At 56.9% G+C, this 14,328-nt stretch carries 11 protein-coding genes; 9 read left to right on the forward strand and 2 right to left on the reverse strand.

Annotated elements, in window-relative coordinates:
* Positions 1-103: 103 nt before the first annotated feature.
* Complete coding sequence (locus tag ACR0FE_RS01245; RefSeq protein WP_170619005.1) at positions 104-2,365, reverse strand: mechanosensitive ion channel family protein; 2,262 nt, start codon at positions 2,363-2,365, stop codon at positions 104-106.
* Between the two features lie 276 nt (positions 2,366-2,641).
* Entirely contained in the window at positions 2,642-3,547 is a 906-nt protein-coding gene (locus ACR0FE_RS01250) for a LysR family transcriptional regulator (RefSeq protein ID WP_480523946.1), read from the reverse strand.
* 169 nt (positions 3,548-3,716) lie between these two features.
* Here ACR0FE_RS01250 and ACR0FE_RS01255 point away from each other — a divergent pair, with 169 nt between their 5' ends.
* The 9 genes from ACR0FE_RS01255 to ACR0FE_RS01295 all read left to right on the forward strand — a co-directional run bounded on the left by ACR0FE_RS01255 (position 3,717) and on the right by ACR0FE_RS01295 (position 14,318).
* A complete protein-coding gene (locus ACR0FE_RS01255; protein ID WP_480910406.1) occupies positions 3,717-7,136 on the forward strand; it encodes an indolepyruvate ferredoxin oxidoreductase family protein in 3,420 nt (1,139 codons plus the stop codon).
* Between the two features lie 78 nt (positions 7,137-7,214).
* Positions 7,215-8,093: a lysophospholipid acyltransferase family protein gene (locus ACR0FE_RS01260; RefSeq protein ID WP_480910409.1), complete on the forward strand. Its 879-nt coding sequence runs from the start codon at positions 7,215-7,217 to the stop codon at positions 8,091-8,093.
* 7 nt (positions 8,094-8,100) lie between these two features.
* Positions 8,101-8,916 (forward strand): aspartate/glutamate racemase family protein, encoded by an 816-nt coding sequence (locus tag ACR0FE_RS01265; protein WP_170616883.1) that lies wholly within the window; start codon positions 8,101-8,103, stop codon positions 8,914-8,916.
* A gap of 94 nt (positions 8,917-9,010) precedes the next feature.
* Positions 9,011-10,039 (forward strand): N-acetyl-gamma-glutamyl-phosphate reductase, encoded by a 1,029-nt coding sequence (gene argC, locus ACR0FE_RS01270; protein WP_480910411.1) that lies wholly within the window; start codon positions 9,011-9,013, stop codon positions 10,037-10,039.
* 7 nt (positions 10,040-10,046) lie between these two features.
* Positions 10,047-10,493 (forward strand): cytochrome c maturation protein CcmE, encoded by a 447-nt coding sequence (gene ccmE, locus ACR0FE_RS01275; RefSeq protein WP_170619004.1) that lies wholly within the window; start codon positions 10,047-10,049, stop codon positions 10,491-10,493.
* A 152-nt stretch (positions 10,494-10,645) separates the two neighbouring features.
* Positions 10,646-11,257, forward strand: a complete 612-nt coding sequence (locus tag ACR0FE_RS01280) for a holin-associated N-acetylmuramidase (RefSeq protein ID WP_480910413.1) — start codon at positions 10,646-10,648, stop codon at positions 11,255-11,257.
* The gene (locus ACR0FE_RS01285) at positions 11,248-11,805 is read left to right on the forward strand and encodes a holin family protein (RefSeq protein ID WP_480910415.1); all 558 of its coding nucleotides are present in this window, start codon (positions 11,248-11,250) and stop codon (positions 11,803-11,805) included. The genes ACR0FE_RS01280 and ACR0FE_RS01285 overlap by 10 nt, the downstream gene beginning before the upstream one ends.
* Positions 11,806-11,901: 96 nt before the next feature.
* Complete coding sequence (locus ACR0FE_RS01290) at positions 11,902-13,866, forward strand: heme lyase CcmF/NrfE family subunit (protein WP_480910417.1); 1,965 nt, start codon at positions 11,902-11,904, stop codon at positions 13,864-13,866.
* A complete protein-coding gene (locus ACR0FE_RS01295) occupies positions 13,863-14,318 on the forward strand; it encodes a cytochrome c-type biogenesis protein (protein WP_480910420.1) in 456 nt (151 codons plus the stop codon). Before ACR0FE_RS01290 ends, ACR0FE_RS01295 begins: the two co-directional genes overlap by 4 nt.
* The last annotated feature ends 10 nt before the right edge of the window (positions 14,319-14,328 follow it).

Here is a 14,328-nt window from a genome sequence, read left to right on the forward strand (position 1 = left end):
GAGAGCAATTACCCGGGCAAAAAAGAACCGGCGCGGTGCGCCGGTTCTTCAAGAATTTGGTCCAAAACCCGACAGCTAGGGCAGCTACCGCGCGCGGAGCTTATCAAGCACCACCTTGCTGCTTGTTCAACGAGTCAGCAGCGGCGGCGCCAACTGCGGCCTTTTGCTCTTCGGTCAGGGTTTCCGCCTCTTCCAGGCCGGGGATCGCAACACGGACTTCGCGGCGGGCAAAGTCGATTCCGTTTTCGTTGAAGGCAGCCTTGACCCGGTTGAAGATTTCCTTGCGCAGCGTGAACTGCTTGCCCGGTTTGGCCATGAACTTGCCTCGGATGATCATCCCGACATCGTCAAAGTCGAACACACCCTGAGATTTGAAGGGCTGCAAGAAACCTTCCTTGTGAGTTTCGTCCGCCATCATATCGGCCCCGATCTTCTTGAAGATCTTCTTGACCTTGTTGGGGTCAGTGTCGAAGGGCACCGTGAACTTCAGTTTCATGATGACCCAGTCACGGCTGAAATTCGTCAGCTTCTGAATTTCACCATAAGGGATCGTATGAACCGGCCCGCGATGGTGGCGCAATTGCATCGAACGGATCGAGATCTTTTCGACGGTTCCCATGGTGCCGCCCACATCCACGTATTCACCAACGCGGAAGGCGTCATCGATCAGGAAGAAGATACCGCCGACAATGTCGGCAACCAGCTTCTGCGCACCAAAGCCGATGGCCAGGCCGAGAACACCGGCACCGGCGAGGAGCGGCGTGATGTTGACGCCCAGTGCCCCGAGTGCCAGCAGGCCGAAGATGACGGCAATCGTCACCTGCGCGGTGATGCGCAGCAATGGCAGAACGGTCGCCAGACGCGAGCCGCCCGCACCGCCGCCTTCGCCACCGGCTTCTTCGTCCAAAGCTTCGGCGGCTGTCTGTTCTTTGGCCAGACGACGGTTGATCCAAAGCGAGACGACCTCGTTCATGATATAACCGACGGCAATAATCAGCAGAAACTCGATCACGGCCCCACCAACTTCGGCGCCGATGCCAGCGGAAGCGACATGCCGCAAATCCAACTGCCATGCCTGCGCAATCATCATCACGACAAACAGGCCTGCCAGAACACGGCCGATGCGGATATAGCTGCGCTTGGTCGACCGATACGCGCGTTCGGCAAGCGGGCCTTCGCCGGACATCGGCGGTTGCAGATGGCGCACTAATCCACGGATCAGAGTGTCGAGGGCGGGTGCAATCAGCAACCAGAACATAGTCGTGAAATGCGGGCCTTTGACCAACAGCGCCAGGATTGCCGGGTCGCGCTGTGCGGCAAGATACTCGACCAGCAGCCAGGTCACCGCCGAAACGCCGATTGCGAAGTACGGATAATACTGCGCGACTTCTTCATCGAATTTTGTGTGATCCGGATCGGTGCCCAGCATCATCTGCGACAGGCCCTCGCGCGCGGTCCAGGCGATCACGCCAATGTAGATATGAATAGCGCTATTCAGCCAGAAACCGATGCGGGTATCGCCGGGAGTGATACCGTTCAAACCATTGAAGCGGACAACGAACAGCGTAACCCCAATCAGGATCAGCAAACCAATCAGATTCCGATGCAGGTATTTTGCCCAGTGATCGTCAATGTTGACCAGTCTGAATTTTGGGTTGTTTGGTGCCATAATGAACCGCGACGCCGCCGCGCCCAATCGCGGGATCCAGATAAGATAGAATACGAAAGGGCCCGCAAATTTGAGCTGCTCGGGTGTCAAAAGGATCCGGCCCAGAGTCCGGATGACGATATAAAAAACAATCAACCCGGCGATCTCGCGGCAAAACCGGCGGAACAAAAAGCTCACGGCACCCCAAAGGTCGGCCTCATCCCCGACTTCGGTGTGTTTGTGCCATCTTCTGGTTAACAGATCGAACAACTTTTCAGCTATGAATCCCACAACCAGAACGCTTGCGACCAGCCCGATCAAAGTAAGCACACCGGTCGATCCGAGAGTTTCGGAAAAGTTGCTAAATGCTTTAACCTGCGCGCTGAAAATGTTTGGAAGTGTCGTCAGAACATTAGTCCATGAGGCAACCATCGCCGCCCATATTTCGTTGATTTCGGTCAGCGGGTCTTCCTGTCCTTCTGCCTCCTTGGCCCTCTTCTCGGCTACGGCATCCAACCGCTCTAACAAAAGGGCGCGCACCTGATCGTCAGACATGCGCGCAACCAAATCGTCCACCTGCTCGGGGCTCAGGTCATCAGGAACGACCGGGGCCGCCACCGTAGAGGATGAGCCTGTGTCAGACTCCTGAGCCAGCGCCGTACCCACAATAAACACGGATACGATCATCGCCAGCATTAGGCGAAGCAGATTGAACATGAGATTTCCCTCGAAAGTAGAAAATTTTTATTTTCCGGCAGCATAGAGGGAGTGTGGAACGATTCCCAGAAAAATTGGCTTGTTTTCAGAGGGCTTGGCTTTCGGGCCAAAAAAAAGGCCGAGCAATAAGCTCGGCCGTAGTCCAACAGGGAGGTATGAAGATGATGAGCGTTTCAGCATCACCGCCTTCGAGTGCCCATTTAGTGTGCGGTTTTCGTTCGTTCAAGATTTATTAGGCTGTTTGCTGCTCATGCCCGCTATGCCAAATGTGCATAGCTAGAGTTTTCCCAGCTTCTTCAACTGTTTCCGCTGTTCGATGATCTCATCCTGAACGAAATCCCGGAAGGCTGCCACGCGTTTGGAATGTCGCAATTCCTCGGGGTATGCGAGATAGACCGGCACATCCGCGCTTTCGATATCTGCCAGAATGGAAATCAGATGCGGGAAATCCTGCGTGACGTAGTCCGGCAGAACACCGATGCCAAGGTTGTGTAGTACACCCTGCAATACCCCAAAATAGTTGTTGACCGTCAGCAGCGAGCTGGGGTTGTGCGTCATTAAATGCCGGACCATTGCTGCGCTGGCACCAACCTGTGGGGCGGCGGGGGTCTGGCAGATCAGCCTGTGATTGGAAATCTCCTCAATCGATGCCGGAGAGGAATGCGTGTCCAAGTATTCTCTGGTTGCATAAAGCTGCATCCGGACCGTCATAAGACGCTTGCGCACGAGATCCGCCTGGCTGGGCTCTTTCATACGGATGGCAACATCGGCCTCGCGCATGGGAAGGTCCAGAACCCGTTCTTCCAACATCAGGTCGATGTTCAGGTCGGGATATTGTTCATATAATTTCGGCAGCCTGGGGGCCAGCCAAAGGGTTCCGAAACCGAAAGTGGTTGTTACTCGAAGAACCCCAAACACTTCTTCTTCGCTATCGCGGATGCGCGCGGCGGCGGCGTCCAGTCGTTTGGACATGGCCGAGGTCGCATCGAATAGCAATTCGCCCTGTTCGGTCAGAATCAGACCTCGGGCATGGCGATGAAACAAGGTGGCATCGAGTGATTCTTCCAGCGCGCGGATTTGGCGGCTGACGGCCGATTGGGACAGGTTAAGCTTGTCTCCGGCGTGCGTCAGGCTGCCCGCGTCTGCAACCGCGTGAAATATCCTAAGCTTGTCCCAGTCCATCGCCGCAACTTTCGTTATCCTAAGGAAGCCCTATATGAAATAGGTAACAAGTTCTACATTCAAACTGTGAAATCGTTACAATTCAGAGGATAGCGTCTATACAGGTCAGAAATTATGACCTAAAATATGTGTTAAGTTAGCAACCTGATCTGACGAGGGGAGGCGTCCGATGAGCGAGCCTAAGATTTCGCTGAATGACCGCTTTGATCTGACCAGAAATCCCGTTCTTCTGAACGGAACGCAGGCGCTTGTTCGGCTGATGCTGATGCAAAAAGCGCGCGACCAGAAGGCGGGTTTGAACACCGCCGGACTGGTGACCGGCTATCGCGGTTCGCCGCTTGGGGCGGTCGATCAGCAGATGATGCGAGCGCAAAAAGAGCTTTCGGAAAGCGATGTCACCTTTCAGTTCGGTCTGAACGAGGATCTGGCGGCAACAGCCCTGTGGGGCAGCCAGCAGGCCGGGTTGCGAGGAGACGGCCGGTACGACGGCGTGTTCGGGTTGTGGTACGGCAAGGGCCCGGGCGTGGACCGGTCCGGTGACGTGATGCGGCATGCGAATATGGCCGGAACCGCGCGCCATGGCGGTGTGCTGATGGCAATGGGCGACGATCACACCGGTGAGAGTTCGACCGTGTTGCACCAGTCGGAATGGTCTCTGGTCGACATGTACATGCCTGTGGTCAGCCCGGCAGGTGTTCAGGAGATCCTGGATTACGGTATCTACGGCTTTGCGCTCAGCCGTTTTGCCGGCGTTTGGGTTGGCTTGAAGACGATGAAAGACACGATCGAGGTGACTTCCGTCGTGGACGGCAGCCCGGATCGCATGGGGCTGGTGATGCCCGAGTTCGACATGCCCGAGGGCGGGTTGAACATCCGTTTGGGCGACACGCCTCACCTGCAGGAAGGGCGCATTATCGACTTCAAGCGTTTTGCGGCGGAAACCTTCTCTCATGCCAACAAACTGGACAAGCGTATCTGGGGTAAGCCGGGCGCGAAAATCGGGTTTGTTGCGGCGGGCAAAAACTGGCTGGACCTGACCCATGCCATGTCCCTGCTGAACATCGACGCAAACGAGGCCGAGCGGCTGGGCATTACCACCTATAAGGTGGGGCAGACCTTCCCGCTGGACATGGTTGGGTTCCACGACTGGGCTGAAGGCCTGGATCTGATCGTGATTGTCGAGGAAAAGCGCAAGCTGATCGAGGTTCAGGTCAAAGAGGCCATTTTCGACGATCGCCGCGGCCGCCGTGTCTATGGCTGGTACAAGGGCGGTGCCGGCACCTTGCACCGAGAAGAACTGTTCCCGACACGCGGCGCGCTGGATCCGATCATGATCGCCGAGAAAATCGGTGAGATCCTGATCGAAGAGGGGCACGATACAGACGGCGTTCGCGCCGGGCTGGCAAAACTGTCCGAAGCCCGCAGGGCCGACAACGCCCAGGAAATCGCGACGCGCCTGCCATATTTCTGTTCGGGTTGCCCGCACAACAGTTCTACCCGCGTGCCGACGGGAAGCCGCGCTTATGCCGGTATCGGCTGCCACTACATGGTTCAGTGGATGGATCGTGAGACGACAGGGTTCACTCAGATGGGCGGTGAAGGCGCAAACTGGATTGGGGAAGCGCCGTTTTCGACCACCAAACATGTGTTCCAGAACCTTGGGGACGGAACCTACAACCACTCGGGCGTTCAGGCGATCCGGGCGGCATTGTCGGCGGGGACAAACATCACCTTCAAGATCCTGTTCAACGATGCAGTTGCCATGACCGGCGGGCAGGACAATGAAGGCGGTCTGACGGCCGAACGTATTGTGGCCGAGGTCAAGGCAATGGGCGTTCAGACGGTGGCTGTTGTTTATGACGAAAAGGAAGACGTGAACTTCAAGGCGCTGCCCGCTAATGTCGAAACCTTCGAGCGCGCCGAACTTATGCGGGTGCAGGAACGTTTTCGCGAGATCGAGGGCGTGTCGGTTATTGTCTACGTGCAGACCTGCGCCGCCGAAAAACGCCGCCGCCGCAAGCGCGGAACATTTCCCGACCCGGACAAGCGGGTGTTTATTAACACTGACATCTGCGAAGGCTGCGGGGATTGCGGTGTTCAGTCGAACTGTGTCTCGATCGTTCCGAAGAACACGGAACTTGGTCGCAAGCGCGCCATTGATCAGTCCAGCTGCAACAAGGATTTTTCCTGTCTCAACGGGTTTTGCCCTTCATTCGTGACGTTGGAAGGCGCTCAGATCCGAAAGGAAGCGACGACCGAGATCGACTTGCCCGATCTGCCTATGCCGGAACTTCCGCGTATTGATGGAACTCATAACGTTGTCATCACTGGCGTCGGTGGCACCGGGGTTGTGACGCTGGGTGCCATTCTGGCGCAGGCGGCCCAGATCGACGGCAAGGGTGCTGGCATGATGGAAATGGCGGGTTTGGCGCAAAAAGGCGGTGCGGTGCACATCCATTGCCGGTTGGCCAACCGTCCTGAAGACATCAGTGCCATCCGTGTCGCGACCGGCGAAGCACATGCGCTGATTGGCGGCGATCTGGTCGTGTCTGCCGGGGCCAAAACACTGGGTCTGACCCGAACCGGCCAAACCGGCGCGGTGGTCAATAGCCATGAAACGATCACCGGCGACTTCACCCGGGACACCGATTTCCAGATCCCCAGCGACCGGCTGGAACTGGCGCTGCAGGCGCGATTGAAGGACGGCGTTTCGATGTTTGATGCAACCGAGCTGGCGCGCGCTGTCATGGGAGATTCGATCTATTCAAACATGATGGTCCTTGGTGCTGCCTGGCAAAAGGGTCTACTGCCGGTTTCACATCAGGCCGTTCTGCAAGCCATCGAACTGAACGGCACAGCGGTCGAACGCAACAAACACGCCTTTGATATTGGCCGGTGGGCAGTTCTGCATCCCCAGGAAGTCGATGCGATACTGTCGCCTTCCGTTGCAGAGTTGCCCAAATCGCTGGAGCAGATGATCGACTTCAGGACCGATCATCTTAAGAAATATCAGGGCAATCGTCTGGCAAAACGCTACCGCAAGGTGGTTGACGCTTTCGAGGACGCCTCGGTTCGCGACGCTGTGGCCAAAGGTTATCACAAACTGCTGTCCTACAAGGACGAATATGAGGTTGCTCGCCTTCTCCTGGATAGCCGGGAGCAGGCAAAGTCCGAGTTCGACGGCGACTTCAAGATGACCTTTCATCTGGCACCGCCAATAATGGGAGGGACCGGACCGAACGGGCGACCGCGCAAGCGTGCTTTTGGGGAATGGATGCTTGGACCGATGAAGCTTCTGTCCAAACTGAAATTCCTGCGCGGTACGCCCTTCGACATTTTTGGTTACAGTGCTGAACGCAAGATGGAACGTGCATTGATCCGTCAGTACGAATCCGACCTGCGTGAGATCACGCCATTGATCACGGCCGAAACACGTGACGCATTTGCGGCCCTCGCACGGCTTCCGCTGGAGATTCGCGGATTTGGACCTGTTCTGAGGGAGAACGAAGCCAAAGCAGCCAAAAAGCGCGAGGAATTGCTGGCGATCATCCGCGACGGCGGTCCCGAGATGCGTGCCGCGGCCGAATGACATGTCATAATCCTGTAACGGCATCTGTGCAAAAGGCTCACCTGCACCTAGATTGCGTGAAACAGACCGGAGTATCGCATGCCTTCGCGCCGTCATGTCGCCCGTGACATTTCCTATGCCTATTCCGCCGAGACCAGAGGCGGGAAGATGGTCATCAAGCTTATGGAGAATACGACCGGGCGTTTGCGTCTGATCAAACGGGCGGATGGGTACGAGCGCGAAGTCGCCAACGGCCGGGATTTCTGGGCGGTTATGGTCGAGCGGTACGGATTGTCACTGGATATCGTCGGCGGATCTTTGTCGAACATACCCGCTGACGGGCCGCTGATCCTGATTGCAAATCATCCGTACGGAATTCTGGATGGTCTGATGATGGGCCACATCCTGTCTCAGACGCGCGGAGATTTTCGGATATTGGCCAATCATGTATTCACAAAGGCCGAGGATCTGAATCGTATCATCCTGCCAATTTCGTTCGATAATACGAAGGAGGCGATGAAGCTAAACCTCGAAACGCGGAAGACGACCTTGGATTATTTGGGTAGTGACGGTGCCATCGGGATCTTCCCGGGCGGAACGGTCAGCACCGGAGCCAAACCGTTCTCGCACCCGATGGATCCGGGCTGGCGCGGTTTTACGGCCCGAATGGTTGCGAAATCGAATGCAACGGTTGTACCGGTTTTTTTTGACGGGCACACCTCACGCCTGTTTCAGATTGCCAGTCATTTGCACAATACGCTGCGCATGGGGTTGCTGATCAAAGAGTTCAAGAAGCGGGTCGACACGCCGGTTAAGGTGGTCATCGGTGAGCCCATTGGCCGGGATGTTCTGGACCCTTTGGGCAAGGACACGCGCAAGATGATGGATTTCTTGCGCAAAGCGACGTATGAGCTGTCTCCGAAACCGTTAAAGTCCTATGACTACGGGTATGAATTCGAGGAACGGCATCGCGCCTGAAGGGCAAATGGCAGTAGGTATATTTGATTCTGGTCTCGGCGGGCTGACCGTTCTGGACGCCGCACGGAAACGTCTGCCGGACGTGGATTTCCTGTATTTCGCGGACAGTTCGCACGCACCGTACGGTGTGCGCGATGCTGAGGATATCTATCAACTGACCCGCAAGGCAGTTCATGACCTGTGGGCAAAGGGCTGTGATCTTGTGATTCTCGCCTGCAACACCGCCAGCGCGGCTGCGTTGCGGCGGATGCAGGAAGAGGGCGTGCCCGACGGCAAGCGGGTTCTCGGCGTCTTTGTGCCGCTGATCGAGGCCCTGACGGAACGCCAATGGGGCGACAACTCGCCCCCGCGAGAGGTCGCCGTGAAGCATGTTGCTCTGTTTGCGACCCCGGCCACCGTTTCAAGTCGTGCGTTTCAGCGGGAACTGGCCTTTCGGGCCATCGGTGTAGATGTCGAGGCGCAGGCATGTGGCGGTGTTGTTGACGCGATCGAAGATGGCGACATGATTCTGGCCGAAGCGCTGGTGCGCAGCCACGTGGATGCCCTGAAGCGGAAGATGCCCGAACCACAGGCCGCCATTCTGGGTTGCACGCATTACCCTTTGATGGCCGAAACGTTTCAGCAGGCGCTTGGTCCGGATGTTCAAGTGTTCAGTCAGGGAGATCTGGTGGCGGAAAGCCTTGCGGATTACCTGCAACGCCATCCGAACATGCTTGGCTCGGGCGGGGGCGGGGGCGGGTTTCTGACGACCGGCAAACCGGGCATTGTCAGCGATCGGGCCACTCAGTTTCTCCGACGACAAATCACATTTGAGGCGGCCTGACTTAGGTCAAGGACGCCCGGACCCCCATTCCTTAATCCGATGACCGTCACATCGGCGGTCGTGATATGTGACACACTCATGCAAGAGGTCTGACATGACCCACAAAATCGCAATTCTTGGCGCTTCCGGCTATACCGGTGCGGAACTGGTGCGGCTGATCGCCGAGCACCCGAATAAGGAAATCACCGCTCTGGCCGCTGAACGTAAGGCTGGGCAGCCTATGGCGCAGGTTTTCCCACATCTGCGGCATATGAACCTGCCGGATCTGTGCAAGATTTCGGAAATTGATTTCTCGCAGATTGACCTGTGTTTCTGCGCATTGCCGCACAAAACCAGCCAGGAAATAATCCGTGATCTGCCGAAAAACCTGAAGATTATCGACCTGTCCGCTGATTTCCGCCTGCGCGATCCGGCGGAGTACGAGAAGTGGTACGGCAACCCGCACGCTGCATTGGAACAGCAGGAAGAGGCTGTTTATGGCTTGACCGAATTCTACCGCGATGAAATCCGGGCTGCGCGACTGGTTGCTGGCACAGGTTGCAACGCGGCGACCGGGCAATACGCATTGCGGCCGCTGATAACAGCGGGTGTGGTTGATCTCGATGACATCATTCTCGACCTGAAATGCGCCGTTTCAGGGGCGGGTCGGTCGTTGAAAGAAAACCTTTTGCACGCAGAGCTCAGTGAAGGGTACAACGCCTATGCCGTAGGCGGGACGCACCGTCACCTGGGAGAGTTCGATCAGGAGTTCTCGAAACTGGCGGGGCGGACCGTGCATGTGCAGTTCACACCGCATCTGATCCCCGCCAATCGGGGGATTTTGGCAACGACCTATGTGAAGGGCGACCCACACAGCATTTATGAAACACTGAGCAAGGCCTATGAAGCAGAGCCGTTTCTGCAGGTGCTTCCCTTTGGTGAAACGCCTTCGACCCACCATGTCAGGGGGTCAAACTTCTGCCATATCGGCGTGGTTGCAGATCGGATTGAACGTCGCGCGATTGTGGTCGCGGCACTTGATAACCTGACAAAAGGTAGCAGTGGCCAAGCCTTGCAGAACGCCAACCTGATGTTAGGTGAAAATGAAACCGCCGGGCTGATGATGGCCCCGTTGTTCCCGTGAGGAAAAGATGAAAACGCTCAAGAAACGCCGTCGAGTACAGATCATTTTGCTGGCAGCTGTTGCCCTGGCATTGTCGACGGCGTTGATTGGGTACGCCATGCGGGACGGCATCAACTTTTTCCGCTCGCCAAGTCAGGTCATCGCGGAACCTCCCAAACCGACCGAAGTATTCCGGATTGGCGGGCTGGTCGAAGAAGGGTCAATCATTCGCGGACAGGGCGAGACGGTCTATTTCAGCGTCACAGACGGCGGCGAAACCGTCAAAGTGGCATTCACGGGTGTACTGCCGGACCTGTTTTCGGAAAATCAGGGTATGGTGGGAACCGGAAGTTACGTGAACGGTGTCTTTGAAGCCACTGAAATACTGGCAAAACACGATGAGACCTATATGCCGAAAGAGGTCGTGGATGCCTTGAAAGAACAAGGGGTCTACAAAGAGGCCGATGAGAGCTGACCTCATCTGATCCGCATGCCTCCGGCGGCAGCGTAACCTTGAACAAAAAGAAGTAGGGCGTTGCATGTGACGGACATGCAGCGCCCTTTCTTTTTGCGCGTTGTTAATGCCTTTGACTGACCGTCTGACCTGATAGTTGAAATGAGGTCGGCATGCAGACGGTTCGGCAAATCGCCAGGGGCATAGTGGCACGAGAAGGCGGATATGTGGATGATCCGGATGACCCCGGTGGACCCACGAAGTTCGGTGTTACAATCAGCACGCTGCGGCGGTTGGGATTGGATCTGACCGGAGACGGAAAGATTTCGCACGCAGACGTGCGTGCACTGTCGCAAAATCAGGCAGTTGAGATCTTTCTGCAATACTATTTCGAGGAACCCCGCCTTGGGTTGTTGCCAGAAATGCTGCAGGCGACTATTTTTGACATGTACGTAAATGCCGGTGCCCATGCCGTCCGAATCCTGCAACGGTTGTTGGTGCAAATGGGTTTCGCGGTCACGGTGGATGGCGTGGTTGGTCCGCAGACGGCAGAGGCTTGCCGGGAAGCGGCTATGCCTGATGCGGCGGCGCTGCGTGATGCCTACGGTATCGCCCGACGAAACTACTATTTTCAACTGGCAGATCGGCGTCCTGCGTCCCGCAAATATGCGCGCACCCGATCCGGGGGAAAAGGGGGCTGGATTCGACGGGCGGAAGAATTTCTTTCACCCGATTACCACCTAAGCGACGCAGAGTTTCAAAGGAGAGTTTCACGATGGGGCTGATATCGGGCGTATTGTCATTTCTGTTCGGGGGCGGGCGAAACCTTGTGCGGGAAACAGTCGAAGTTTTCCACGAGAACGCCGATGCAGCAGCTGAGCGTTCCGTGACTGTCCAAGGGCAGGCGATGTCTCAGTTCGGCGCCGAGTTTCACAAAGGGCAAAAAGGTGCATTCGATCGGTTTATGGATGGGTTGAACCGAGTACCGCGACCGGCGCTGGCTTTGGGGACGTTGGGATTGTTTGTGGCGGCCATGGTCGACCCGATCTGGTTTGCGGCCCGAATGCAGGGGATTGCGCTTGTACCTGAACCTTTGTGGTGGCTGTTGGGGGTAATCGTTTCCTTTTATTTTGGCGCGCGTCACCACAGCAAAGTGCAGGATCTGCAACGAGAAATTGCCGCCGGGATGACACGGGTTCCTGTCGTCGTCGAGAATCTCAGAACCCTGCAAACGTTGGACAAGGATATGCCGACACATGTAGACGCCGGTGCAGAACAACCCGAAGTCGAGGCGACCGTCGACCTTGACGAAAACCGCGCGTTGGAGGACTAGAAGCGCCTGCGCGGTGCCTGACCCGCGACACTATGTGCGCCAAATCCTGGCGATTGTTGTTGGTGCTTGCCCCGCGACAGGTTTATATCGATGGCCATGATTACAGAACTTGGCCACTTTGCCCTGATCCTCGCCTTTTTTGTCGCCATCGTTCAAAGCGTGGTGCCCTTGATCGGCGCTGCAAAACGATGGACCGGCTGGATGGCGTTTGCGGAACCGGCTGCGATCTCTCAGTTCTTGCTGACCGCGTTTTCATTTGGTGCGTTGACGTGGGCCTTCATCACGTCGGACTTTTCGCTGCGTATCGTGGTAGAGAACAGCCATTCCGCCAAGCCGATGCTTTACAAGATCAGCGGCACCTGGGGGAACCACGAAGGTTCGATGCTGTTGTGGGTGCTGATTGTTACCATTTTCGGTGCCATGGCCGCGTTCTTCGGCGGCGGTCTGCCACCAACGCTCAAGGCGCGCGTGCTGGCGGTTCAATCGGCCATTGCTGTCGCGTTTTTCGCCTTTATTCTGTTCACTTCGAACCCGTTTGACAGGTTGGTTATCGCGCCGTTTGACGGCCGCGACCTGAACCCGCTGCTGCAGGATCCCGGCCTCGCGTTCCACCCGCCGTTCCTGTATCTGGGGTATGTCGGGCTGAGCATGGCTTTCAGCTTTGCCGTTGCAGCCCTCATCGAGGGCAGAATCGATGCGGCATGGGGGCGTTGGGTCCGGCCATGGACATTGGCGGCCTGGGTGTTTCTGACGATCGGCATCGCGCTGGGGTCATGGTGGGCCTACTATGAACTGGGCTGGGGTGGTTTCTGGTTTTGGGATCCGGTAGAAAATGCCTCGTTCATGCCGTGGCTGCTGGCTGCCGCATTGCTGCACTCGGCGATTGTTGTGGAAAAGCGCGAATCCCTCAAAAGCTGGACGATCCTGTTGGCCATTATAGCCTTCGGATTTTCGCTGATCGGAACCTTCATCGTACGGTCCGGCCTGCTGACCTCGGTTCACGCTTTTGCGAACGACCCGGAGCGGGGCGTGTTCATCCTGCTTATTCTGATTTTCTTCATCGGCGGTTCGCTGACCCTGTTTGCCACCCGCGCACAGGCCATGGAGGCGAAGGGTGTGTTTGGTATGGTCAGCCGCGAAAGCGCGTTGATACTGAACAACATCCTTCTGGCTGTTAGCTGTTTTGTCGTGTTTGTGGGAACCATGTGGCCGATGGTGGCGGAAATGGCCTTTGATCGGAAGCTTTCTGTTGGGGCGCCTTTCTTCAATGCGGCCTTTACGCCCTTCATGGTCGCGTTGGGCATTGCGTTGCCCGTTGGTGCCATGCTGCCCTGGAAACGGGGCAAGCTTGGCAAAACGGCCTGGTCGCTGCGCTACGCGTTTCTGCTGGCGCTTGCGCTGGCGTTGCTGGTCTGGGCGATGCAGACAGGACGCAGCGCTTTGGGGCCGGTTGGTCTGTTCCTTGGCGCATGGATCACATTCGGTGCAATCGTGGATTTGTGGAGCCGCACGGGCCGCAAAAACAACTTGAACCGCCTGGTGCGTCTTCCCGGTGCGGATTGGGGCAAGGCGGTCGCTCATACAGGGTTGGGGGTAACGATATTTGCCATTGCAGGCCTGACCGCGTGGGAGGTCGAAGACATACGTGTTGCGCAACCGGGCCAGCCATTTGAAGTCGGGCAATTCACCCTGACCCTGAATGATGTGCGCCGGGTACAGGGGCCGAACTACTTCTCGACCATGGCGGATGTAATTGTTGAAAAGAGCGGGCGACCCATCGCCACGCTGCATCCGGAAAAACGCGATTATCCCGTGGCGCGGATGCCCACGACCGAAGCGGCGATCGACTATCGTTTCCTGCGGGATGTGTATGTCGTGATCGGCGACCAACAGGCCGATGGCGGTTGGGTCATGCGGACCTATATCAAACCACTGGCGAACTGGATCTGGGGCGGGTGTATTCTGATGTCGCTTGGCGGAGTTCTCAGCCTGTCTGATCGTCGTTTTCGTGTGGCTGCCGGTGCCCGCAAGTCCCCGGCTGGCGGAGTACCTGCGGAATGAGACGTCTGGCTCTGATCCTGATGCTGATTGCCTCCCCGTTGATGGCTGTTCAACCGGATGAAGTGTTGGATGACCCGGCACTCGAAGCGCGGGCACGCGACATCAGCACCGGTTTGCGCTGCCTTGTCTGCCGAAATGAAAGCATTGATGAAAGCAATGCCGAACTGGCGCGCGATTTGCGCCTGTTGTTGCGTGAGCGGCTGGTGGCCGGGGACAGCGACGAAGAGGCTGTGGCCTATATCGTTGACCGTTACGGCGAATATGTTCTTTTGAAGCCGAAAGTGACCGGGTCAAACCTGATGCTTTGGCTGGCCGGTCCCATAATGCTGCTGATTGCCGCCGGAATGGGCTGGAACTTTTTGCGTAAGCGGTCACAAGGGCAGGGCGCGTCCGAAGCAGACGCCCTGAGCGAGAACGAGAAAGAGCGTCTGCGCCAAATTCTCGAAGACTGACGTTCGGTTT

The organism is Ruegeria sp. K7, assembly GCF_056531785.1.

Bases quoted from the DNA above. Each gene is read 5' to 3' on its own strand.
- ACR0FE_RS01245 (WP_170619005.1), bottom strand. From the start codon at position 2,365: ATGTTCAATCTGCTTCGCCTAATGCTGGCGATGATCGTATCCGTGTTT.
- ACR0FE_RS01250 (WP_480523946.1), bottom strand. From the start codon at position 3,547: ATGGACTGGGACAAGCTTAGGATATTTCACGCGGTTGCAGACGCGGGC.
- ACR0FE_RS01255 (WP_480910406.1), top strand. From the start codon at position 3,717: ATGAGCGAGCCTAAGATTTCGCTGAATGACCGCTTTGATCTGACCAGA.
- ACR0FE_RS01260 (WP_480910409.1), top strand. From the start codon at position 7,215: ATGCCTTCGCGCCGTCATGTCGCCCGTGACATTTCCTATGCCTATTCC.
- ACR0FE_RS01265 (WP_170616883.1), top strand. From the start codon at position 8,101: ATGGCAGTAGGTATATTTGATTCTGGTCTCGGCGGGCTGACCGTTCTG.
- argC (WP_480910411.1), top strand. From the start codon at position 9,011: ATGACCCACAAAATCGCAATTCTTGGCGCTTCCGGCTATACCGGTGCG.
- ccmE (WP_170619004.1), top strand. From the start codon at position 10,047: ATGAAAACGCTCAAGAAACGCCGTCGAGTACAGATCATTTTGCTGGCA.
- ACR0FE_RS01280 (WP_480910413.1), top strand. From the start codon at position 10,646: ATGCAGACGGTTCGGCAAATCGCCAGGGGCATAGTGGCACGAGAAGGC.
- ACR0FE_RS01285 (WP_480910415.1), top strand. From the start codon at position 11,248: ATGGGGCTGATATCGGGCGTATTGTCATTTCTGTTCGGGGGCGGGCGA.
- ACR0FE_RS01290 (WP_480910417.1), top strand. From the start codon at position 11,902: ATGATTACAGAACTTGGCCACTTTGCCCTGATCCTCGCCTTTTTTGTC.
- ACR0FE_RS01295 (WP_480910420.1), top strand. From the start codon at position 13,863: ATGAGACGTCTGGCTCTGATCCTGATGCTGATTGCCTCCCCGTTGATG.